Source organism: Phocaeicola plebeius DSM 17135 (genome assembly GCF_000187895.1).
Taxonomy (GTDB): domain Bacteria; phylum Bacteroidota; class Bacteroidia; order Bacteroidales; family Bacteroidaceae; genus Phocaeicola; species Phocaeicola plebeius.
In genome coordinates, this window is record NZ_DS990122.1 from 91,138 (window position 1) to 113,024 (window position 21,887).

General features: G+C 39.1%; 20 protein-coding genes. 4 read left to right on the forward strand and 16 right to left on the reverse strand.

Annotated features, from left to right (window positions below):
- Positions 1 to 13 precede the first annotated feature (13 nt).
- The 6 genes from BACPLE_RS04505 to BACPLE_RS04530 form a co-directional block, all read right to left on the reverse strand.
- Entirely contained in the window at positions 14 to 1,108 is a 1,095-nt protein-coding gene (locus BACPLE_RS04505; protein WP_007559339.1) for a sialidase family protein, read from the reverse strand.
- 58 nt (positions 1,109 to 1,166) lie between these two features.
- Complete coding sequence (locus BACPLE_RS04510; protein ID WP_007559341.1) at positions 1,167 to 2,624, reverse strand: RagB/SusD family nutrient uptake outer membrane protein; 1,458 nt, start codon at positions 2,622 to 2,624, stop codon at positions 1,167 to 1,169.
- 12 nt (positions 2,625 to 2,636) lie between these two features.
- Positions 2,637 to 5,927 carry a SusC/RagA family TonB-linked outer membrane protein gene (locus tag BACPLE_RS04515; RefSeq protein WP_007559343.1) on the reverse strand — a complete coding sequence of 1,097 codons (3,291 nt, stop codon included), beginning with the start codon at positions 5,925 to 5,927 and terminating at the stop codon, positions 2,637 to 2,639.
- A 66-nt stretch (positions 5,928 to 5,993) separates the two neighbouring features.
- Positions 5,994 to 6,911: a dihydrodipicolinate synthase family protein gene (locus BACPLE_RS04520; protein ID WP_007559344.1), complete on the reverse strand. Its 918-nt coding sequence runs from the start codon at positions 6,909 to 6,911 to the stop codon at positions 5,994 to 5,996.
- A gap of 12 nt (positions 6,912 to 6,923) precedes the next feature.
- Positions 6,924 to 9,473 carry a sodium:solute symporter family protein gene (locus tag BACPLE_RS04525; protein ID WP_040312419.1) on the reverse strand — a complete coding sequence of 850 codons (2,550 nt, stop codon included), beginning with the start codon at positions 9,471 to 9,473 and terminating at the stop codon, positions 6,924 to 6,926.
- Between the two features lie 19 nt (positions 9,474 to 9,492).
- On the reverse strand, positions 9,493 to 10,209 hold the full coding sequence (locus tag BACPLE_RS04530; RefSeq protein ID WP_040312448.1) for a FadR/GntR family transcriptional regulator: 717 nt from the start codon (positions 10,207 to 10,209) through the stop codon (positions 9,493 to 9,495).
- A gap of 385 nt (positions 10,210 to 10,594) precedes the next feature.
- On the opposite strand from BACPLE_RS04530, the gene BACPLE_RS04535 reads away from it, so the two are divergent.
- The 4 genes from BACPLE_RS04535 to BACPLE_RS04550 all read left to right on the forward strand — a co-directional run bounded on the left by BACPLE_RS04535 (position 10,595) and on the right by BACPLE_RS04550 (position 15,687).
- Positions 10,595 to 12,208: a glycoside hydrolase family protein gene (locus BACPLE_RS04535; protein WP_007559348.1), complete on the forward strand. Its 1,614-nt coding sequence runs from the start codon at positions 10,595 to 10,597 to the stop codon at positions 12,206 to 12,208.
- Between the two features lie 182 nt (positions 12,209 to 12,390).
- Positions 12,391 to 14,160 carry a gamma-glutamyl-gamma-aminobutyrate hydrolase family protein gene (locus tag BACPLE_RS04540; RefSeq protein ID WP_007559349.1) on the forward strand — a complete coding sequence of 590 codons (1,770 nt, stop codon included), beginning with the start codon at positions 12,391 to 12,393 and terminating at the stop codon, positions 14,158 to 14,160.
- Positions 14,161 to 14,241: 81 nt separating this feature from the next.
- Entirely contained in the window at positions 14,242 to 15,240 is a 999-nt protein-coding gene (locus BACPLE_RS04545; protein WP_040312449.1) for a M20 family metallopeptidase, read from the forward strand.
- Between the two features lie 15 nt (positions 15,241 to 15,255).
- A complete protein-coding gene (locus BACPLE_RS04550) occupies positions 15,256 to 15,687 on the forward strand; it encodes a SufE family protein (RefSeq protein ID WP_007559352.1) in 432 nt (143 codons plus the stop codon).
- A gap of 179 nt (positions 15,688 to 15,866) precedes the next feature.
- On the opposite strand, the gene rplQ is transcribed toward BACPLE_RS04550, so the two are convergent.
- From rplQ to rplO, 10 genes are all read right to left on the reverse strand, one after another.
- A complete protein-coding gene (gene rplQ / locus BACPLE_RS04555; protein ID WP_007559355.1) occupies positions 15,867 to 16,361 on the reverse strand; it encodes a 50S ribosomal protein L17 in 495 nt (164 codons plus the stop codon).
- A gap of 3 nt (positions 16,362 to 16,364) precedes the next feature.
- Complete coding sequence (locus BACPLE_RS04560; protein ID WP_007559357.1) at positions 16,365 to 17,357, reverse strand: DNA-directed RNA polymerase subunit alpha; 993 nt, start codon at positions 17,355 to 17,357, stop codon at positions 16,365 to 16,367.
- Positions 17,358 to 17,368: 11 nt separating this feature from the next.
- Positions 17,369 to 17,974, reverse strand: coding sequence for a 30S ribosomal protein S4 (gene rpsD / locus BACPLE_RS04565; protein ID WP_007559358.1), 606 nt, complete (start codon positions 17,972 to 17,974; stop codon positions 17,369 to 17,371).
- A gap of 117 nt (positions 17,975 to 18,091) precedes the next feature.
- Positions 18,092 to 18,481 carry a 30S ribosomal protein S11 gene (gene rpsK, locus BACPLE_RS04570; RefSeq protein WP_007559359.1) on the reverse strand — a complete coding sequence of 130 codons (390 nt, stop codon included), beginning with the start codon at positions 18,479 to 18,481 and terminating at the stop codon, positions 18,092 to 18,094.
- 8 nt (positions 18,482 to 18,489) lie between these two features.
- Positions 18,490 to 18,870, reverse strand: a complete 381-nt coding sequence (gene rpsM / locus BACPLE_RS04575; protein ID WP_007559362.1) for a 30S ribosomal protein S13 — start codon at positions 18,868 to 18,870, stop codon at positions 18,490 to 18,492.
- A gap of 33 nt (positions 18,871 to 18,903) precedes the next feature.
- Positions 18,904 to 19,020 (reverse strand): type B 50S ribosomal protein L36, encoded by a 117-nt coding sequence (gene ykgO, locus BACPLE_RS18795; RefSeq protein WP_002558051.1) that lies wholly within the window; start codon positions 19,018 to 19,020, stop codon positions 18,904 to 18,906.
- 15 nt (positions 19,021 to 19,035) lie between these two features.
- Complete coding sequence (gene infA / locus BACPLE_RS04580) at positions 19,036 to 19,254, reverse strand: translation initiation factor IF-1 (protein ID WP_002558052.1); 219 nt, start codon at positions 19,252 to 19,254, stop codon at positions 19,036 to 19,038.
- A 1-nt stretch (position 19,255) separates the two neighbouring features.
- Positions 19,256 to 20,053, reverse strand: a complete 798-nt coding sequence (gene map / locus BACPLE_RS04585) for a type I methionyl aminopeptidase (RefSeq protein ID WP_007559364.1) — start codon at positions 20,051 to 20,053, stop codon at positions 19,256 to 19,258.
- A gap of 16 nt (positions 20,054 to 20,069) precedes the next feature.
- On the reverse strand, positions 20,070 to 21,416 hold the full coding sequence (secY, locus tag BACPLE_RS04590) for a preprotein translocase subunit SecY (RefSeq protein ID WP_007559366.1): 1,347 nt from the start codon (positions 21,414 to 21,416) through the stop codon (positions 20,070 to 20,072).
- 4 nt (positions 21,417 to 21,420) lie between these two features.
- A complete protein-coding gene (gene rplO, locus BACPLE_RS04595; RefSeq protein WP_007559367.1) occupies positions 21,421 to 21,867 on the reverse strand; it encodes a 50S ribosomal protein L15 in 447 nt (148 codons plus the stop codon).
- Positions 21,868 to 21,887: the final 20 nt, after the last annotated feature.

Below are 21,887 nucleotides of genomic sequence, written 5' to 3' on the forward strand. Positions count from 1 at the left end.
TCCTAATTTATATTTACTTCAACATATTATCCGTTTCATCCAATTTGAAACGTACTTCTACAATAGAGTGTAACTTTTTACCTGGCTTATACTTCACATAAGTTATAGCAACAATTGTACCATCTGGCAAGACCTCTAACCCTGGATATCCACAATCAGAACCAGCATAGCTATGAAGTAGCTTAATCCTATATTGTCCTGAAGTACCCTCAATTAAGTCTTTATATGTTCCAACCCATGCAACAAAGTGTCCTTTGGTAGGACTATCAGGAGCCATATCACGAAAAGCAATTAGAAGTCTGCCATCTTTCAAATATCGTGCGACATGCCTATCACCTGTTACTCCCCATGGAGTCTCACGCATTGCACTCCATGTTTTCCCTTCATCATTGGAGAACATCATTAAAGAATTTCCTACACGATTATTCTCACGGGCAATACAAACCAATTGCTTTTTATCTGGTGAATAAAAAACACATGGTTCACAAGGGGAACGGCCTTCAACTTCTGCTATTTTTACAGATGGAGTCCAATTCAATCCACCATCATGAGAAATAGCACTCCATAAAGTCAAAGGTGCACGATCCTGATCGTTCCAGCCACGGTGATAAACTCCTAAATAGTCATTATTACTTAATTTCACAATACTAGAAAAAGCCATTACACAAGGCTTCTTCAGACTCTGTATCTCCGACCAAGTCTGTCCGTTATCCTCACTATAACTGTATCCCATCAGCGGTTCCTGACAAAATACATATAAGCGTTCTTTTCCTTGTTTATCAGATAACCGATAAATACTTGGACAGTTCCGCATTACATTCCAATGCTCAGGTGCCCTGTCTGTATGCCAAGTAAGTCCTCCGTCATTACTTTTTGCAATAAAAGCAGCTTTTCCCCCATGACCTAAAGACCAAGTACATAAAATCGTTTTTCCATCATCCATAAGTACAGTTGTAGGATGACCATTATATATAGCTTCTGTTCCCTCCGCTATAACTATCTGTTTTTCTACATGAGAAGACAAATCCACCCACGGCATATTACATTTTTGAGCACTAGTACTTCCTATAAAAAGTACAGAAAAAATAAAGACTATCAAATTTTTCATAATCAACAAAAATATTTTTGCAAGCGGTACCCTAATAAGATAAGGTACCGCTTGTCCCTTATCGTTCTACATTACTCTCATATCCTTCAGTTTGAACTAACTTTTCATTTAGTACCATATCATTATAATTAATTGGTAAGTACAATGGGTAACCTGGTTTATCAGTCAAATTAGGAACTTCTTCATAAATATTAATTGTACCTCCAAAATGAAAACGTACTAAATCAAACCACCGTTTCTCTTCCAAAAACAATTCACGAAAACGCTCATCACATAATTCTCTTTCGATAGAAAGCTTATCCATTGGTCCTTCATAATCAGAAAGTCCAGCTCTATGACGAATTTCATTTAAATCAGTAAGCGCCTCATCTATATTATTTAAAGCAGCATTCGCTTCAGCCCGTAATAATACCAAATCGCCCCAACGATAAGCTATCAAATCATCATCAAAAAATAAATCATCTGGATATTGCTTACCTCTAAACTTATTCTGCTGGGTCAATATAATATTACCATCAGCATCTACCAAATCAATCATGGCAACAGCATAGCGTTTATCAGCCGGATTCTTAAGATACGTCGCCCTCAACTTTTCACTTGGAGCATATACATGTCGGCTCTGATTAGGTGAGGTTGCTGCGTCAGCCAAATTAACCGCCATAGAAAGATTATCTGTACGCGAAGTTACATTACTAGCTATATACAAATTCCCAACTTCATACCTTTCAAAGTAGAATGAAAAAATAATTTCGTTATTTTTCTTATTATCATTTCGGAAAACATCTGCATATTCAGGCAATAATCTTACTCCACTTGATTCCACCATATTAATATCCTCAATAGCTTTGTTTAAATCAGTTTCTCCTCCTCCCAATACTTTAGCTTTCCACATTAACACATCGGCTCTTAATGCATAAACAGCCGGCTTAGAAGCATAATTTTTATCTCTATAACCATCTTCAGGAAATAAAGATAAGGCATTGGAAAGATCTTCTAAGATTAAATTGACAACCTCTTGCTTTGAAGAACGAGGAGTCGGTGTAATATCATCAGAAAGAACAGGGTCTTTCACTATGGGTACTTCTCCCCAGGATCTAAGCAGCAGAAAATAAGTATAAGCTCTCAAAAAATGGCATTGAGCCTTTATCCGATTCTTCTCAGCTTCATCACTTATGCCCAATCCTTCAATCTTATAAAACAGAAGATTAGTATGATGTATAATACTATAAGCCTTCATATAAGAAGGTGCATTACTTTCTAACAATTGCTGAGACCAAGCTACAGAGACGGGGCCTATTTCACCTGCTTTAAAAGAATCCCCCCTATCTTCACCGTAATATGAAGTATTATATAGCTCTCTCACTTTATTATAAATACCAATTAAATATGCCTCAGCATCACTTGAATTATTCCAAAAGGAATCAGAAGTAATTGTAGAAACAGGATTGACATCCAGCACATCGCAACTACCAAAGCTTAAACAACATGTAATTCCTAATATAATAAACTTTTTCATATGTAATACAAATTAAAAGGTTAATCTTACGCCAAAATTGACCTGCAACGGAATAAAATATTCACCAGTTTCTTGTCCATCATATTGCTCAGGATTTAAGCCGTCAAAAGCTGTTATATAACCTAAATTATGAACACCTGCACTCAAAGAAATACTATTAACCCCTAATTTTGTGCATACTTTTTTAGGCATATCATATCCTAATGTTATTTCTCTAAAGCATAAATAATCTCCTTTACTATAATAAGCACTATTGTCTGCGTTTCCATTACTGTTCATTCCCGCATAAGCAATAGTACGCATATGATTACGATAACCATTATCCCAATCAGAAGCATTATCATAACGAGGATATTTACAGGTAGCAGCATCCCCCGGATTCCACCAAATATTCCCATTAATAACATCTGTTGTCGTAATAATAGCATTACGAGCATTTGCATTTGCACGTGCACGCCAAATATTGGCAATAGAATGTCCTAACGCATAATCTACGACAAATCGGAAAGAAAAATTCTTGTAGGTCAATGCATTAATCAATGCGCCTTTCTTATCAGGATTTGCCCATCCTATAAAAGCAATATCTCTATCATCAATGATTCCATTATTATCCAAATCTGCCCACTTAGCATCACCGGCTACCTTATTTTTACCTAACTTGGAGCCTGAAACCTTTGTATCCTCCGGGGCCTGAGCAGCCTCTTCATCTGTATCATATACACCCTGATAAATATATCCCCAACGGCCACCAATTCTTTCACCTTCGGCCAAGCCACCAGCTTCAATATAAGTACCAGACTGACTATCCCATATCAGACCTCCTTGTACGCGATTTTTATCACGTCCATTATCAGGTAATTTCTTCATATAAGTTCTATTCATAGCAAATGTTCCCGTAATTTCCCACCCTATAGGAGAGGAAGGTGACAAAGGATGGGCGGTTATGGACAACTCTACTCCCTTATTTTGCACTGTTCCTAAATTAGCCTTAATAGAAGCAAAACCAGTTTCAGCAGGTAAAGCTTTATCATACAAACGATCTGTAGTCAATTTATTATATCCTGTAAAAGAAACTTCTAATCTATTATCAAAGAAAGCAGCATCAAAGCCAAGATCAATATTAGATGTAGTTTCCCACACTAATGCATTATTAGCTAATACACTATTTAAGACCCCAGGATTTCCCCCATAAAGGAATGTTTTATATTCTCCTTGAGTATTTGAGTAAGACAGTTTATTATTACCAGTTTCTCCCCAACTAACTCGTAATTTCAACCGATTCACAAAATTTTTGGGGAACCAGTCTTCATAATGCATATTCCAACCCATTGATACAGCAGGGAATAAAGCATATTTATGATCTTCCGAGAATTGTGATGCACCATCATATCGTAAAGAAGCGGATAATAAATAACGACGTTTATAATCATAAGTCATACGGGTAAAATAACCTAATAATCGTTCTTCATATAATGAAGAAGTTGTGCGCTGATCATCTTCTTTACTCGGATCCAATGTAGGAATATAATCTGTAGCAGCATTACGGCCTGTACCCTGTAATTTATAATCATTATTAACAGTATAATTCATACCTAACATGGCACTAATAGAATGTTCTCGAATTTTTTTATCATAAGTCAAAACTGCATCAGCCATTACTTGTCTATATTGATTATGATCTTCCCGAGTTATACGACTCTTATTAAATTCATTGTATTTCTCAAAGAAACGATAAACATACTCTTTCATATAATAAGAAGCTGATGGCTTGAAATGAAGTCCCGGCAAAATTTCCCAATCCAACCCCATCTGAAAAGATGTAATATAACTTTTATCCGTTATATCCTGATAATATAATTCATGTAAACGATTACGAGGAGAGCCTCCTGATTCTCCAATACCTGGTGTACCATCATCATAATATAATCTAAACGTAGTCGGGTATCTAGAAGAACGATCCAACGTACTGGTTCCACTTCCCTCTGGGTCTGTTCCTTTATTGGAAATCGTAGAATGTTTGATTCCTAAATTAATTTTTAGGTTATCTTTTAAACTATAATTACCATTTGCCGTCAAACTAAAACGATCATAGCCCGTACCAAGGACAATACCTTCGGCATTAATGTAACCTAAACTTACATAATAATTTGCCTTTTCTGTACCACCCGATGCACTTACATCATAATTATGTGTAACCGCTGTTGTAAATAAAACATCTTTCTGATAATTATTATCTTTAAAAATCAACTCCTTACCTGAATAAGGGTCAGTCATTGTTTCATAACCCTGATTATGTAATAAATCATCTACATAAGCTTGCCCCATATTAGCAATCAAATCATCCAAATATTCAGTTGTAAAACGAGAGTAGCCATAACCAATCAAATCACCATTCTTATAGTTAATATTTCCAGTTGAATAAGGATAGGCCCCACCTTCTAAACGCCCCGTTACATTGGGATCATTAATACCCCTAGCACCCGCTAAACGAGAAGCATATAGATAATCACGAGCATTAGTAAACGGATAATGTTTACGAATTTTCTCGATTCCCATACGATAAGAAGCTGAGATTGTTGCTTTCCCTGCATTCGATGCTCCACTTTTAGTCGTAATTAAAATAATACCATTGGCACCCTTGGCTCCATAAATGGCTGAAGAGGCAGCATCCTTAAGAATCTCCATAGACTCAATATCCTCTTGATTAATACCATCCATATTCTCTCTAATTACACCATCAATTACAAACAATGGAGTATCCTTTGAGGGATCGGTCGAACCACCACGAATCAAAACCACTGGCTGAGCACCTGGTTGTCCAGTCGTTTGCCGGATATCCAAACCAGCAACCTTTCCTTGCAAATTATTCAAAGGAGAAGCAGATACCGACGATAACAATTCACCTTTCTTTACTGATGCAATACCAGAAGTTACAGTAGCCTTCGCCTGAGTTCCATAACCTACCGCAACAACTTCCTCCAATGCAATAGATTCATCTTCTAATGTAATTTCATAAAACTCTTTATTACTAAGGCGCAACCACATTGTTTTCATCCCTATATAAGAAATCTGTACTTGCTTAGATTCATGAGGGATTTCCAAAACAAATTTTCCATCCAAATCAGTAGTAGTTCCAATTTGTAAATCTTTAACCACTACAGTTGCTCCAATTACAGGTTCACCTCTTAAATCTTTCACTATACCACTTATATTACGAGTATTTTGAGCTGATAAAATGTTAAAAAGGGTACCTAAAAACAATAAAGAAAAAATTAAATGGGATTTTAGAAATATATTTTTCATATTTGTATGTTTTAAGGTTAAAAGTATGACAATGAGAAACTAATCCGGCCAAGATTATAATCGGCGTCATACTTTTTTATTAAAAAAATCATTTGCTTCAAGGTCTTTCTGTAAACATTCATATTCCTCCTCCCCAAAAGGATGGATAGGTAAACGACAAGGACCGCAGTCAACACCAACATATCTCATAATAGCTTTTCCTCCTCTCACACCTCCACCATATTTTATAATAACCTTAACTATATCTATGGATTTTTGTTGCAATTTACGGGCTGTAACCAAATCATTCTTTTCCATTGCATCAAAAATACCTTGATACACCTGTGGTAAGTAATTATATGTACTACCCACCCCTGCAATTGCGCCAAAAGCAAGTCCAGAAATAAGAATTTCATCGTATCCATGTAATACTTCAAAAGTCCCGTCACAAAGCGTCAGACATTCTCCCATTTCCATTAAATTATTATGAGTATATTTCACACCTACAAGATTTGGCATATTTTTTTTCCCTTCTATAAGGAACTCTGCCACAGAAAGAGAAACTCCTGTCATAGATGGCATATTATAATAATAAAATGGTAAATCTTCAGCACTCTTAGCTATAGGTGTAAAAAATGCAACGAGATCAGCTACAGATTGTGGCTTAAAAAAGCTAGGAGCCATAGCACCAATAGCATAAGCACCTGATTCCATTGCATGTCTTGCTAACTCCATAGCCTCAACCTGAGAATTACAACCAACATGAGCTATCACTCTAAAACGCCCTTTGGCGTACTGTATCCACTTTTCTAACACCAATTTCCTTTCATTTACTGTTAGAGAAAGGGATTCCCCAGTGGTCCCACATACAAAAACACCCGAAACGCCAATTGCTGCAATATAATCTGCATATCTTTCAATCATCTCCAAATGAAGACTTCCATCTTCATGCATAGGCGTGAAAGTAGCAGCAATCATACCCTTTAATCGTTCATAATTTTTCATTGTAACTTAAATTTAATGTTTATAAATTGTTAAATGCAATATATCTTTCCTATTTTCTTTAAAGAAAAAGCTACAAACATAACCAATTACAAAACAGGATATTACACCCGTAGTCGTATAAAGTAACAAATGAACAGATTGTGAATTAATAAAGTATATCTGTACTATAATACTACCCACAATACCACAGATAGCTCCCCATGAGTTTGCTCTAACTGTAAGCATTCCTAACAAAAAAAGTCCCCCCATACTTCCTAATATTAAACCTAATATTCTATTAAATTCATCCCAAAGAGAACTTATCTCCCAAGTTGCCATCATATAAGCAAAAACAATCCCCAGACATCCCAAAATAGCGGTAGTATTTTTTGCTGTTTTTAAGCTAGCATTTTTATAGAGTCTAGAATGAATATCTACCACATAAGCTGTAGCAGCAGAATTCATACTGCTGCTCAAAGTGGACATTGCGGCTGCAAAAATTCCAGAAATAAGAAGCCCTGTCACCCCCTGAGGCAACTGACTAAATATATACCACGGAAATATTGCATCTCCATCAACTATAGTCATACTTAAATCTGCAGGATGTGACTTATAAAAAACATAAAGTGCCGTTCCCACAAAAAAGAAGATTAATGATGCAGGAATTGTCAAACAAGCATTTGTTAATACACTCTTGCGTGCTTTCCCTTCTGTTTCAGTTGTCATATATCGCTGTACCATCGTTTGATCCGTCCCATAAGTCGTCAAATTAGTAAAAAACGAGGCTATCAGAACGGTCCATAATGCCGGCTGGCGCAAATCAAAATCAAGATTTCCTAAATCAAACTTATTATCTATACAAGCTTCTGATATTATTCCCATAAACCCGCCGTCCACATGACAAATTATAAAAATAATACACAAGATAGCCCCTCCCATCAAAACTACTACCTGAAGAGCCTCAGTCCACACAACAGCCTCTATCCCCCCCATCATTGTATAAATCAGACTTAGAATTCCCATCAAGCTAATGCATAACATAATATCCATTCCTGTTGCTATATTCAATGCAATAGCCGGAAGATAAAGAACCACGCCCATTCTTCCTATTTGAAACAAAATGAAAGAAAGACTTGAAAATACACGAATAGCATAATTAAAACGAACCTCAAGATATTCATAAGCCGTTGTACTATTCAATTTTCTAAAAAATGGAATAAATAAAAATATAATTACTGGTACAACCATTAAAATACCCGCATTTATAAATATATAGCTCCAATCTGAGGCATAAGCTTTTGCAGGAATAGCCATAAAAGTAATAGCACTTAAAGCCGTCCCAAAAATACTTAAGCCAACAACCCACCAAGGAATCCTTCCACCGCCCTTAAAATAATCATTTGTACTTTTTTGCCGTTTCGAGAAATAATAACCAATCCAAGCTAACAATAAAAAATAGAATACAATTACTAAATAATTGACGATACCAAGGCTCTTTTCGTATGGCACAATACGAAAAGATAAAACCAAAGGAGTACGTACTCCTGGATGAATCTCGCCACTAGTCAAATATGTAACTCCATTATGAGAAACTAAATTAGTAGTTAAAGCTAATGGATACGGACACTCATCCTTAACAATCAGTGTCTGGGTTATTGTATGAAACAAACGCACCTTCCTATCAAACCCTGGATGTGACACAGAAGCTGGTTGCATAGTATCAGATCCCCCTAATAATAAAATATGATTTGCCCCTTGTGGCATTGCTGTTCCAGCCATTACTGGGAAATCTCCTTTCAATCTATTCCAGCTATTTATTTGAGGATTATAGACATACCCATCCGACAATATTTTAATATTTCCCTTTGCATCATAATTACGTCCACTAAATAAATAAAAGCATTTATCCACTCCATTATTTTGTACGGTACTAACCGCATAACCTCTAGCTTCTCCCGGCCAGGACATCAAACGTTGCCAGCCTTTATCTTTGCAAGCCAAATCAAGCATCAAAAAATGAGAAGTTGCCTTTGCAGCAACCATTTGTTCTTGTCCACCAGCTATAAAGATTTTATTATCTAACAAAGCTCCAGTCGCATTTGCTAAAGGAACCGGTAAAGTAGGCCAATCTGTAGATATTTGAACTTCTCCGTTTTTCAACGTCAACAAAAAAACATCATCATAACAACGTTCAGAATCACAGCCTCCAATACAAAGTAAACCTTCAGGTAACATAATAGATACTCCATAAGCTATTTTTTTAGGTAAAGCATTATCTATTACATGCCATAACGAATCTTGGGAAGACCTATAATATAAAGTACTCCACCAAACTTTTTCGCTCCCAACTTCCCACGGTTTCTTATTTGGGAAATTAGCTCCTCCAGCAATCACTAAATTATCCCCTATAAAACCAGAAAAAGCTCCAGCAATACCAGGATTCTCTTTACCATGAATAGCAGGCAAACTTAAAGAAGCGTCCCAATCAATTTTATCTTCTATAACATGCGTTTCATTTAAAGCCATCAATCGGCTCAATGAAATTATAAAAAGACATAATATTAAAGATATTTTTCGGTTCATAGATTAAGGTTTTTATTAGTTATCGATTCATTTTCCCCAATAATATTTTATAAACCATAAAATGCTTTTCCAACGCTTTTCTAAATCCATCAGCATCCTTCTTTTCCAATAAACGCAACAAATCATGGTGAGTAACCAAGTCTCCCTTTTCTTTAATTTCATCATTGATAGGAGCTAATAAATCTTTAAACTTAGACTTGACAAATTCCATAACCGGACGGATAATACTCTGAAATTCAGATATAGTTCTATTACCTGTTATTTCATATAACTTTGAATGGAACGTATATTCACTAATAGAAGAATATTCATTATTACCCATCATTTCTCCAGCCTCCACTATAGCCTGTAAGTCTTTTAAATCATCATCTGTCAGATTTCTAAAAATATCACTGCAAATTCCTATTTCTAAAGCAATACGAAAATCAAGAATATCAAACAAAGAAGACTCACTTAAAATACGGGGGTCTATAATTCGAGTCATCCCCCCCAACAAGGATGGTTCACGTAAGACCATTCCTCTGCGAGGACGAGACTCTATCATTCCAATCATTTTTAGTCTACTTAAGGCCTCTCTAAGAACATTCCTAGCCACTCCCAAAGAAGCAGCTAAATCCATCTCATTAGGAATTGGATCTCCTATCTGTAAGTTATTCTCTTTAAAGTAATTCAACAGCCGATCTTCAACCTGGTCAACCAAAGTCATATTCGTTTTTACTATACGTAAAGTGTCCATAGTATTAGCCATTTGATATATAAATAGTATTTGTATGACAAATAACTGCAATTTCTACATAATATCCAAACAAAAACCAATAATTAACATATTTAAATAATTGATATAAGGAATAGAAATGAATTCTCAAAGATATTTACAATATAAATAAACTTGTATCTTATATAAAACTATAAAAACAAGTATTCAAATTTCATTATAGCAACTCTAATATTTATACGACAAGTTATAATATCTTTTAATAAAGTTATTATAAGTAATCTCTATTCAAACAATACTTTCCAACACCATATTGTCGATAAAATCCTACGAAGTACGTATTATATGCTACAATCGTACAAGGAGATATGCCTACTTTTGTCAAGAATTATACATAATACCTACCATGAAAAATATATTCTGCTTTTTAACCTTATTGCTCAGCCTGGGTGTAAACGCTCAAATCACAGAACGTACATTGCCCACCGAATGGAAAAACCTTATTGATGGAGGGCGGTTTAAAGACCGCTTCCTGCCTATGCCCGACGGGAGGTCCGGCGACAATGTGTGGGGAACCGACTCGGTACGTCTCCGGTACGTTGACAACGGAATTGAAAATCCAGAACTTTCTTTTTGGGGAGGAAACATTCTTAAAGGCAAGGACAATAAATACCATCTCTTTGTCTGCGGATGGCCGGAAAACTCGCCCAAGGGCCACATGACATGGCCCAAATCTACCGTATTCCATACGACAAGTGACTGTTTGAGCGGACCTTATACCATCTGCGACACAATTGGGAAGGGACATAATCCAGAAGCATTTATACTAAAAGACGGACGTCCCGTGGTGTACGTTATCAACGGATATTACATTGCAGACAGCCTGAATGGGCCGTGGACGTACAGTCATTTCACCTTCGACAAGAGAAACAGAAAAATCATTGAGGGGCTGTCTAACCTGACCTTTGCCAGAAGAAGTGACGGTTCTTATCTGATGGTATGCCGCGGAGGAGGGGTATGGATCAGTGAAAACGGTATCTCTCCTTATCAGCAGGTAAGCGACAGAAGTGTGTATCCGGACGTAAACGGGGAATTTGAGGACCCGGTCATCTGGAAAGACAGCTTGCAATATCACCTTATCGTCAACGACTGGCTGGGAAGAATTGCCTACTACCAACGCTCCATCGACGGTATCCACTGGATTACAGAGGAGGGCGAGGCTTATACTCCGGGAATAGCCGCTCACAAGGATGGCTACAAGGAAAACTGGTTTAAGTATGAGCGCATGAAAGTGTTTCAAGATGAATACGGACGCCCTATTCAGGCCAACTTTGCCGTTATCGATACCATCAAATGGGAAGACCATCCCAATGACCGGCACAGTTCAAAGAATATATGTATCCCTCTGAACAAAGGATTACGTTTGTCTGTCCTGAACGAGGATACGATTACCGCCCAGACCAAGGAAATCAAGGTGCTGGTAAAAGCAGAGGAAGGGGTTGACTTCAAGGATTTCGACATGAAATCGTTGAGATTCGGAAGCTCCTCGGACGTAAATTACGGAAAGGGATGCAAGGCTGTCAAACGTATCGCTTCGGGCAAGGACCTGATTATCGTATTCGATGGTAAAAACAATACCATCAGAAAAGATGAATTTGCTCCCAAACTGCTAGGAAAGACAAAAAAAGGAGATTTGCTGTACGGATATGCCAGACTGCCTTACGTCAATTATCATCCGGCATGCTTGTCGGCGGCATATCCTATGACGTATGACAAGCAATTGGAACTGGAAGTGAAGAATTTCGGTTTGTCCACCTCTGAAGAAACAGACCTGACCGTACTGGTTAATGGAGTAAAACTGGCAGAAGGACAAGTGAAAGTGCTTTCACCGTATGAAAGTGTAAAACTTAGCTTGCCTTGCATAAACGCGGCTAAGATTGACAACCAAACTTTATTTACGATTGTGTACAGCCAGCACGGTAAGGAAATCCGTAAAGAGACCATACAGAATTTCGACTGATAAAACGTTATCTTATACACACGAACGGGGAATACGAGCTTCTTTTCAGAGGATATTGTATTCCCTTTTTTATGAGACTCTATCTCAATTGTCAATTATTTACTTTATTCCTTCTTTTCTTGTGCACATAATTCGCAAGTTCTCTCTATATTTGCCTTACTTGGTAAATAAAGAAGGAACACATGAAAACAAATTTTTCTTTCGATATGCAGGCCCTCGACGAGGGCATTCACAGCCGCTTCCCCAATCATAAGGAAGCACCGCTTATCGGACTTACCGGGAGCTTCAGCGACGGTAATCTGACATTGGCTCCGGGGTATTATCAGTCTATCATTCAGGCCGGAGGGGTGCCGGTGGTCATTCCTCCTTACGAGGATATAAACTTGCTGCTCAATACGCTTGAACAGCTTGACGGACTGTTGCTCACCGGAGGAGGCGACTTGAATCCGTTATTCCTGCACGAAGATCCTATCCGGGAACTTCACAGCATCAATCCGTACCGCGACCGCCAGGAACTGCTTCTGACGCGTCTGGCTGCCAACCGACAGATTCCGATATTAGGTATCTGCCGAGGGATGCAGGTCATCAATGCGGCATTAGGAGGCACACTCTATCAGGACATCTATGCACAGAAGGATACCCCATCGATTAAACACAGTCAGGAGTTGGAGCGGAGTTTCCCATCGCACAGGGTAGAGTTAGCAGAAGGCAGTCTGTTGGCTCGTATCTTAAACACCAAGGAGGTAGCCGTAAATTCTTTCCATCATCAGGCCGTGAAAGAAGCTGCTCCGGGTTTCCGTGTATCGGCCACGGCACCCGATGGAGTAATAGAGGCAATAGAAAGCACAGAATACAAATCTATTATAGGGGTGCAATGGCATCCGGAATGTTTCATTCTGAATCAGGACAAGTGCATGATGCCGTTGTTCGGATGGCTCGTTCGTGAAGCTGGTTCATTCCAGAAAGCCAAGAAGCTGCACGAGCGTCTGCTGATTCTCGACACACACTGTGATACTCCGATGTTCTTCGACCAGCATATCCGCTTCCACGCACGGGACCCGAAGATTAAAGTGGACCTACATAAAATGACGGAGGGACGGCAGGATGCAACCATCATGGTGGCTTACCTGGAACAGAAGGAACGTACAGATGAAGCGCTGCTGGCTGCAACGGCCAAGGCAGACCGTCTACTGAATGAGATTGAGGAGATGGTAGCTATGAACTGTACGGCTGTAGACATCGCTTATTCCCCCAACGACTTATACCGTCTGAAACGGAAAGGAAAGAAGGCCATTATGTTAGGCATTGAAAATGGATATGCCATCGGAAAGGATTTAAGTCGGGTAGCACATTTCCGGAAACGGGGTGTAGTGTATATGACGCTCTGCCACAATGGAAACAACGACATCTGCGGTTCTGCACGCTACAATGAAGAAAACTTGGGAGTTACTCCGTTTGGGGAGCAGGTTATTCAGGAGATGAACCGCCTGGGAATGATGGTGGATTTGTCACACAGTGGGGAACGGACATTCTACGAGACACTGGACATCAGCAGCCAACCGGTGGTTTGTTCGCATTCTTCCAGTCGTGCGCTCTGTGACCATCCCCGTAACCTGACCGACGACCAGCTTCGTGCCATAGCCCGCAAGGGAGGTGTGGTACAGGTATGCTTGTATAGCGGCTTCCTCCGTAAGGAGCGTCCGGCTCACATCTTGGATGCCATCGAACACCTAAATCACATGGTGAACGTGATGGGTATCGAACATGTGGGAATCGGCAGTGACTTTGACGGTGACGGAGGTATTATCGGATGCAACGACTCTTCGGAAATGATCAATCTGACTCGTCAGTTGCTTCATGAACGGTACAGCGAGGAAGACATCCGGCGCATTTGGGGAGGTAATTTCTTGCGTGTCATGCAGCAAGTACAGGAGAATGGCTCCTACAAATAAAGTTTAAAACCCGATTGCCGTTGCAAGGCGTGTACAAAAATAAGTTTACCTTTGCACCACAATCAAAACAAGTGAATTATGATTTCAATAAAGAATCTGCTGGCAGTAACTGCTTTAATGACAGGAGGGGCTTTTATCTCTTGCGGAAACAGTCAGAAGAACAGCCAGCAAATAGAAGAATCTGAAGCGACTATAGTGCAGGCACCGGCATTCAATGCAGATAGTGCATACGCTTACATTGCCGCACAGGTGCAATTCGGACCTCGTGTTCCTAATACGGAAGCTCACCGGAGATGCGGCGATTACCTGGCCGCACAACTGGAGAAATTCGGTGCGAAGGTGTACAACCAGCATGCGGATTTGGTGGCCTACAATGGTACCATCCTGAAATCGCGTAACATCATCGGGGCTTACCAGCCGGAAAATAAAAAGCGGGTGATGCTGTGTGCACACTGGGATAGCCGTCCATACGCTGACCAGGATGAAAAGTCTAATTACCAAAAACCAATAGATGGAGCTAACGACGGCGCCAGTGGTGTAGGTGTATTGCTCGAAATTGCCCGTCAGATTCAGCAACAGGCACCACAAATAGGCATCGATCTGATATTCTTCGACTCAGAAGATTACGGTACACCAGATTTCTACGAAGGTACCTATAAACCTGATACCTGGTGTTTGGGTTCACAGTACTGGGGCCGTATTCCTCATGTACCTGATTACAAGGCACGGTTTGGTATCTTACTTGATATGGTAGGCGGAAAGAATGCCACATTCTACTACGAAGCGTTCTCCAAGCAGACGGCGAACAATGCCATGAAAAAAATATGGAAAATGGCAGACCATCTGGGTTACAGCAATTACTTCATCAAGGAAGACGGAGGGCAGGTTACCGACGACCATGTGTATGTCAACCAGTACCGCCAGATTCCTTGCGTAGATATTATTCACTACGATACGCAAAGCAACACTGGCTTTAACCCGACCTGGCACACACTGGACGACAGCTTAGAGAATATTGACAAAGCCACTCTTCAAGCCGTAGGACAAACGGTAATGGGGGTAATTTATAACGAAAAATAATTAAAAACTACCGCAATGAAAACTATCAATGAACTCCAGGACGAAGTAATCGAAGAATTCAGCGACTTCGACGATTGGATGGACAAATATCAGCTGCTGATTGATTTAGGCAATGACCAGCAGCCGCTTGACCCGAAATATAAAACCGAACAGAACCTGATTGACGGCTGTCAGAGCCGCGTTTGGTTACAAGCTGATTTGGTAGACGGCAAGGTGGTATTTCAAGCAGAAAGCGATGCATTAATCGTAAAAGGTATCATATCTTTACTTATCCAAGTGGTATCTGGACACACACCAGACGAAATTCTGGAATCTGACCTTTACTTCATCGAGAAGATTGGACTGAAAGAACACCTCTCACCAACCCGCAGTAATGGTCTGCTTGCCATGGTAAAACAAATGCGCATGTATGCCTTAGCATTCAAAGCCAAAATGCAAGAAGCATAATCTCACAAAAGATTATCAAGGTAATCACATAAAAGGCTCGTGAAGCAGGTTTAAATCTGATTTCACGAGCCTTTTTTATTGACAATGTTTCCAAGACCTTGATGTTTTTCAGCCCCAATAGAGCATAAAAAAAGGCTATGCAAACGCATAGCCTTTTAAGTATATAGCATGTTACAGAATTATTCAGCTTTAGGGGCTTCCTCTGTAGTAGCTTCAGTTGCAGCAGCTTCAGCAGCCGGTGCTTCTGCAGTTGCAGCTGATTTCTTAGAACGACGAGTACGAGTAGCTTTCTTGGCAGCTGTCTTAGCCATGTTCTCGTTGTAGTCAACCAATTCGATGAAACACATTTCAGCGTTATCACCCAAACGGTGACCAGTCTTGATAATACGAGTGTAACCACCCGGACGATCAGCAACTTTTACAGAGATTTCTTTGAACAGTTCAGTTACAGCATATTTGTCCTGAAGATTGCTAAATACAACACGACGTGAGTTAGTAGTGTCATCTTTAGATCTAGTAATCAGCGGCTCAACGAACTTCTTCAAAGCTTTAGCCTTCGCAACAGTCGTAGTGATTCTTTTGTGCTTGATCAAAGAACATGCCATGTTTGACAGCATTGCATTTCTGTGAGAAGCAGTACGACCTAAATGGTTGAATTTTTTATTATGTCTCATTGTTTATTCTTTGTCTAATTTATACTTAGAAATATCTGTTCCAAACGAAAGATTCAGACTCTCGAGCAAATCATCAAGCTCAGTGAGCGATTTCTTACCGAAGTTACGGAACTTCAGCAGGTCGGTCTTATTGAACTGAACCAAGTCACCCAATGTTTCTACATCGGCAGCCTTCAAACAGTTCAAGGCACGAACTGACAAGTCCATATCAACCAATTTGGTCTTCAGCAACTGACGCATGTGCAATACTTCTTCATCGAATTCTTCATTTCCTTCTGCATCTGATGTTTCAAGAGTAATCTTTTCATCAGAGAACAGCATGAAGTGGTGAATCAAAATTTTTGCAGCTTCTTTCAGTGCTTCCTTCGGGTGAATGGAACCGTCCGTCGTAATTTCCAGTACCAACTTTTCATAGTCAGTCTTCTGTTCTACACGATAGTTTTCTACCGCATATTTCACATTACGAATCGGAGTGTAAATAGAATCGATAGGAATTACATTCACATCGGTGCAGAATTCACGGTTTTCGTCAGCCGGAACATATCCACGACCTTTGTTGATTGTAATGTCTATCTGCATAGTTGCTTTTGAATCTAAATGGCAAATAACCAATTCAGGATTTAACACTTCAAATCCGGTCAAATACTTACCAATATCACCTGCCTTAAATTCAGTAGAATTCTCAACGGTAATGCTTACCTTCTCATTTTCGAATTCCTCAACTACTCGCTTGAATCGAACTTGCTTCAGATTCAAGATAATGTTAGTGACATCTTCTTTCACACCCGGAATTGTAGCAAATTCATGTTCCACACCCTCAATACGGATTGTGTTGATTGCATAACCTTCCAACGAAGAAAGAAGAATACGGCGTAAAGCATTACCTACGGTAATACCGAAACCGGGTTCAAGCGGACGGAATTCGAATTTCCCGAATTTGGAATCCGCTTCCAACATTAATACTTTATCAGGTTTTTGAAATGCTAATATCGCCATGAAATTAATTATTATTTAGAGTACAATTCAACGATCAAGTGTTCTTTAATGTTTTCAGGAATGTCAGCTCTTTCTGGAACATGCAACAATTTACCAATCTTAGAGTTTTCATCCCATTCCAACCAAGGATATTTGCTGTGGTTAAATCCAGCCAAAGAGTTAGCAATAACTTCCAAAGACTTAGATTTTTCACGAACACCTACCAACTGACCCGGTTTTACAGAGAAAGAAGGAATGTTAACAACCTTACCATCTACTGTAATGTGCTTGTGACCTACAAGCTGACGAGCAGCAGCACGAGTCGGTGCAATACCCAAACGGAACACTACGTTGTCCAAGCGACATTCAAGGCTCTGCAGCAAGATTTCACCTGTAATACCGTTCATACCCGCTGCTTTCTCAAACATGTTACGGAATTGTTTCTCCAACACACCGTAAGTATATTTAGCTTTCTGCTTTTCAGCCAACATGACACCGTATTCAGAAGTTTTTCTGCGACGGTTGTTACCATGTTGTCCAGGAGGATAGTTTTTCTTAGACAAAACTTTATCTGCTCCAAAGATTGCTTCACCGAATTTACGTGCAATTCTAGTTTTTGGTCCAGTATATCTAGCCATTTTCTTTCTTAATTTAATTGTTATTCATGAACTCAATTTGTTGCAGCCGCGATTACAGAAAGGAATTGCAATCCATTATTTAACAAAATCAAGTTACATCTAAATAGGTTATCTTTATTATACTCTTCTTCTTTTAGGAGGACGACAACCGTTGTGAGGCAATGGAGTTACGTCAATAATTTCAGTAACTTCAATTCCAGCTCCATGTACAGTTCTGATTGCAGACTCACGTCCGTTTCCAGGACCCTTTACATAAGCCTTTACCTTTCTCAGGCCAAGATCGTATGCCACTTTTGCACAATCCTGGGCAGCCATCTGAGCTGCATAAGGAGTGTTCTTCTTAGAACCTCTAAATCCCATCTTACCTGCAGAAGACCATGCAATAATCTGGCCTTCGCTGTTTGCCAAAGAAACGATAATGTTATTGAATGAAGAATGAACATGCAACTGTCCATTAGCATCAACCTTGACATTTCTTTTTTTAGCTGCGACTGTTTTTTTTGCCATATTAACAATTATTTAGTAGCTTTTTTCTTATTTGCAACTGTTTTCTTTCTTCCCTTACGTGTACGAGCATTGTTTTTTGTGCTCTGACCTCTAACGGGCAGACCCAAGCGGTGACGAACACCACGGTAGCAACCAATATCCATTAATCGCTTAATGTTCAACTGGATTTCAGAACGAAGATCACCTTCAACCTTGTATTCAGCACCAATGATTTCACGGATCTTAGCAGCCTGATCATCAGTCCAATCCTTTACTTTCAGGTCACGATCTACGCCTGCCTTATCCAAAATTTTTGCTGAACTACTGCGTCCGATACCATATACGTATGTTAACGCAATCTCACCTCTTTTATTCTGAGGCAAATCTACACCAACTATTCTTATAGCCATATACTAAATTATTTTTTTTGCAAAAATAATAAATTATCCTTGACGTTGTTTATACTTAGGATTTTTCTTGTTAATAACATACAAACGGCCATTACGTCTAACGATTTTGCATTCCGGCGTACGTTTCTTTAATGATGCTCTTACTTTCATATCTTATATTTTCTTTTATTTGTATCTAAAAACGATTCTTCCTTTAGATAAGTCATAAGGAGACATCTCGACCCTTACCTTATCTCCGGGTAATATTTTAATGTAATGCATTCTCATTTTACCAGAAATATGAGCTGTAATCTCATGTCCGTTTTCTAGTTCTACGCGAAACATTGCATTAGACAATGCTTCAACGATAACTCCATCTTGTTCTATTGCGGATTGCTTTGCCATATTAAATTGCTTTATCTCCTAAAACTTGTTCTATAAATTCAAATGACGATAATATATCAGCCTTTCCTACTCCCACAGCTACCGTATGTTCAAAATGTGCAGCACACTTACGGTCTCTTGTACGGATGGTCCATCTGTCCTCCTCCATCACAATTTGTCGATTGCCCATCGTTATCATCGGCTCAATCGCAATACACATTCCTTTTTTTAACAAAGTTCCTGTGCCACGCCGACCATAATTAGGAACAGGAGGATCTTCATGCATTTCCTTCCCAATACCATGACCTACAAACTCACGAACCACGCCATAAGAATGTGCTTCACAGTATTCTTGAATCGAGTAACCTATATCACCAAGCCGCTTTCCATGAACTGCATTTTCAATTCCCTTATAAAGAGATTCTTTAGTTACCTTCAACAATTTCACGATTTCAGGATCAACTTCACCTACACAGAACGTATAAGCTGAATCACCACAAAAACCATTCATGAAAGTACCACAATCCACAGAAACAATATCACCGTCTTTCAAAGGAATATCATTAGGAATCCCATGAACGACCTGGTCATTAACCGATGTACATAGTGTACCAGGAAAGGGAGAACCGTATGGATTAGGGAAACCTTTAAAAGTAGGTATAGCCCCATGATCGCGAATAAATTCTTCTGCAACCTTATCCAATTGCTTGGTAGTAACTCCCGGTTGTATCATTTTAGCTACTTCAGCCAGAGTTCTCCCGACAAGGAGATTACTCTGACGAAGTAACTCTATTTCATCATCTGTCTTTAAAAATATCATTCGAGACGAGTAGTTTTTAATAAGCAGCTACATTACCGGAACGTCCTTTAATTCTTCCCGAACTCAACAGTCCGTCATAATGACGCATCAACAAATGGCTTTCAACCTGCTGAAGAGTATCCAATACTACCCCTACAAGAATCAGCAAAGATGTACCACCGAAGAACTGAGCAAATTCAGCTTGAACCCCGAAAAGACCGGCAAAAGCAGGCAGAATAGCAATAATAGCCAAGAATATAGAACCCGGCAGTGTAATACGAGACATAATTACATCCAAATATTCTGCAGTGTTCTTACCCGGCTTTATTCCCGGAATAAAACCGTTATTTCTCTTCATATCTTCTGCCATCTGGTTAGTATTGATTGTAATTGCAGTATAGAAATAAGTGAAAAGTATAATCAAAGCCGCAAAAACAAAATTGTACCAGAAACTTGTATGGTCAATCAAAGCACGAGTGATGCCGCTTGCATCCTCCATATTGGAGAAACCTACAATAGTGATAGGAATGAACATAATTGCCTGAGCAAAGATGATAGGCATTACGTTCGCAGCATTCACCTTCAAAGGAATGTACTGTCTTGCACCACCATATTGTTTATTACCTACAATACGTTTTGCATACTGTACAGGTACCTTACGCACACCCTGAACCAACAAAATAGCAGCAGCTATCACAGCCAGCAAACAAACAAGTTCAATCAAGAACATGATGATACCTCCTGCACCCGGAGAAGCAAGTCTGGAAACAAACTCACCAGAGAAAGACTGAGGAAGACGAGCAATGATACCCACCATAATGATTAATGAAATACCATTACCAATACCTTTATCAGTGATTCTTTCACCAAGCCACAGAACGAACATACTACCTGCTGCCAGAATGATAGTCGAAGTTATAATAAAGAAAGTCCAATCTAATGAAGCATTAAGGGCAGGCCCTGCTTGCATTTTCAAGTTGATCAGATAAGATGGAGCTTGGAAAATCAAAATAATGATTGTCAGGATACGAGTATACTGATTAATCTTTCGACGCCCGCTTTCACCCTCACGCTGTAATTTCTGGAAATAAGGTACTGCAATAGCCAACAGCTGAATCACGATGGATGCAGAGATGTACGGCATAATTCCAAGTGCAAAAATAGAAGCATTTGAAAAAGCACCACCAGAAAACATATTCAACAAGGCAAGAAGACCTTCACTCGTCTGTTCATGCAATTTAGACAGCATATCAGGATTGATACCTGGCAATACGACATAGGAACCAAATCGATAAATTGCAACAAACAATATAGTAATGAGGATCCGTTTTCTCAGATCCTCAATATTCCATATATTCTTTAATGTTTCAATAGATTTTATCATTGAATCAGAGTTTTACTGCATTACCACCAACGGCTTCGATTGCAGCTACTGCGCTCTTAGAGAAAGCATTTGCTTCTACATCAAGCTTAGTAGTTAAACTACCGTTACCAAGAACTTTCACTAATTGGTTAGAAGAGATGAAACCAGCTTCAATCAAATCATTAATTCCTACCTTAGACAGATTCTTAGCTTCAGCCAATTTCTGAATAGTGTCAAGATTAATAGCTTTGTATTCAACACGGTTAATATTCTTAAAACCAAATTTCGGAACACGACGTTGAAGCGGCATCTGACCACCTTCAAAACCAATCTTCTTTGAATAGCCAGATCTTGATTTTGCTCCTTTATGTCCTCTTGTTGAAGTACCGCCTAGACCTGAACCAGCACCACGACCAACTCTTTTTCTAGTTTTGACAGAACCTTCTGCAGGACGTAAATTATTTAAATTCATATTGTAAGATCCTTTATTGT

Excerpts from the sequence above, each read along its gene's own strand:
- BACPLE_RS04505 (WP_007559339.1), bottom strand. The coding sequence starts at position 1,108 with ATGAAAAATTTGATAGTCTTTATTTTTTCTGTACTTTTTATAGGAAGT.
- BACPLE_RS04510 (WP_007559341.1), bottom strand. The coding sequence starts at position 2,624 with ATGAAAAAGTTTATTATATTAGGAATTACATGTTGTTTAAGCTTTGGT.
- BACPLE_RS04515 (WP_007559343.1), bottom strand. The coding sequence starts at position 5,927 with ATGAAAAATATATTTCTAAAATCCCATTTAATTTTTTCTTTATTGTTT.
- BACPLE_RS04520 (WP_007559344.1), bottom strand. The coding sequence starts at position 6,911 with ATGAAAAATTATGAACGATTAAAGGGTATGATTGCTGCTACTTTCACG.
- BACPLE_RS04525 (WP_040312419.1), bottom strand. The coding sequence starts at position 9,473 with ATGAACCGAAAAATATCTTTAATATTATGTCTTTTTATAATTTCATTG.
- BACPLE_RS04530 (WP_040312448.1), bottom strand. The coding sequence starts at position 10,209 with ATGGACACTTTACGTATAGTAAAAACGAATATGACTTTGGTTGACCAG.
- BACPLE_RS04535 (WP_007559348.1), top strand. The coding sequence starts at position 10,595 with ATGAAAAATATATTCTGCTTTTTAACCTTATTGCTCAGCCTGGGTGTA.
- BACPLE_RS04540 (WP_007559349.1), top strand. The coding sequence starts at position 12,391 with ATGAAAACAAATTTTTCTTTCGATATGCAGGCCCTCGACGAGGGCATT.
- BACPLE_RS04550 (WP_007559352.1), top strand. The coding sequence starts at position 15,256 with ATGAAAACTATCAATGAACTCCAGGACGAAGTAATCGAAGAATTCAGC.
- rplQ (WP_007559355.1), bottom strand. The coding sequence starts at position 16,361 with ATGAGACATAATAAAAAATTCAACCATTTAGGTCGTACTGCTTCTCAC.
- BACPLE_RS04560 (WP_007559357.1), bottom strand. The coding sequence starts at position 17,357 with ATGGCGATATTAGCATTTCAAAAACCTGATAAAGTATTAATGTTGGAA.
- rpsD (WP_007559358.1), bottom strand. The coding sequence starts at position 17,974 with ATGGCTAGATATACTGGACCAAAAACTAGAATTGCACGTAAATTCGGT.
- rpsK (WP_007559359.1), bottom strand. The coding sequence starts at position 18,481 with ATGGCAAAAAAAACAGTCGCAGCTAAAAAAAGAAATGTCAAGGTTGAT.
- rpsM (WP_007559362.1), bottom strand. The coding sequence starts at position 18,870 with ATGGCTATAAGAATAGTTGGTGTAGATTTGCCTCAGAATAAAAGAGGT.
- ykgO (WP_002558051.1), bottom strand. The coding sequence starts at position 19,020 with ATGAAAGTAAGAGCATCATTAAAGAAACGTACGCCGGAATGCAAAATC.
- infA (WP_002558052.1), bottom strand. The coding sequence starts at position 19,254 with ATGGCAAAGCAATCCGCAATAGAACAAGATGGAGTTATCGTTGAAGCA.
- map (WP_007559364.1), bottom strand. The coding sequence starts at position 20,053 with ATGATATTTTTAAAGACAGATGATGAAATAGAGTTACTTCGTCAGAGT.
- secY (WP_007559366.1), bottom strand. The coding sequence starts at position 21,416 with ATGATAAAATCTATTGAAACATTAAAGAATATATGGAATATTGAGGAT.
- rplO (WP_007559367.1), bottom strand. The coding sequence starts at position 21,867 with ATGAATTTAAATAATTTACGTCCTGCAGAAGGTTCTGTCAAAACTAGA.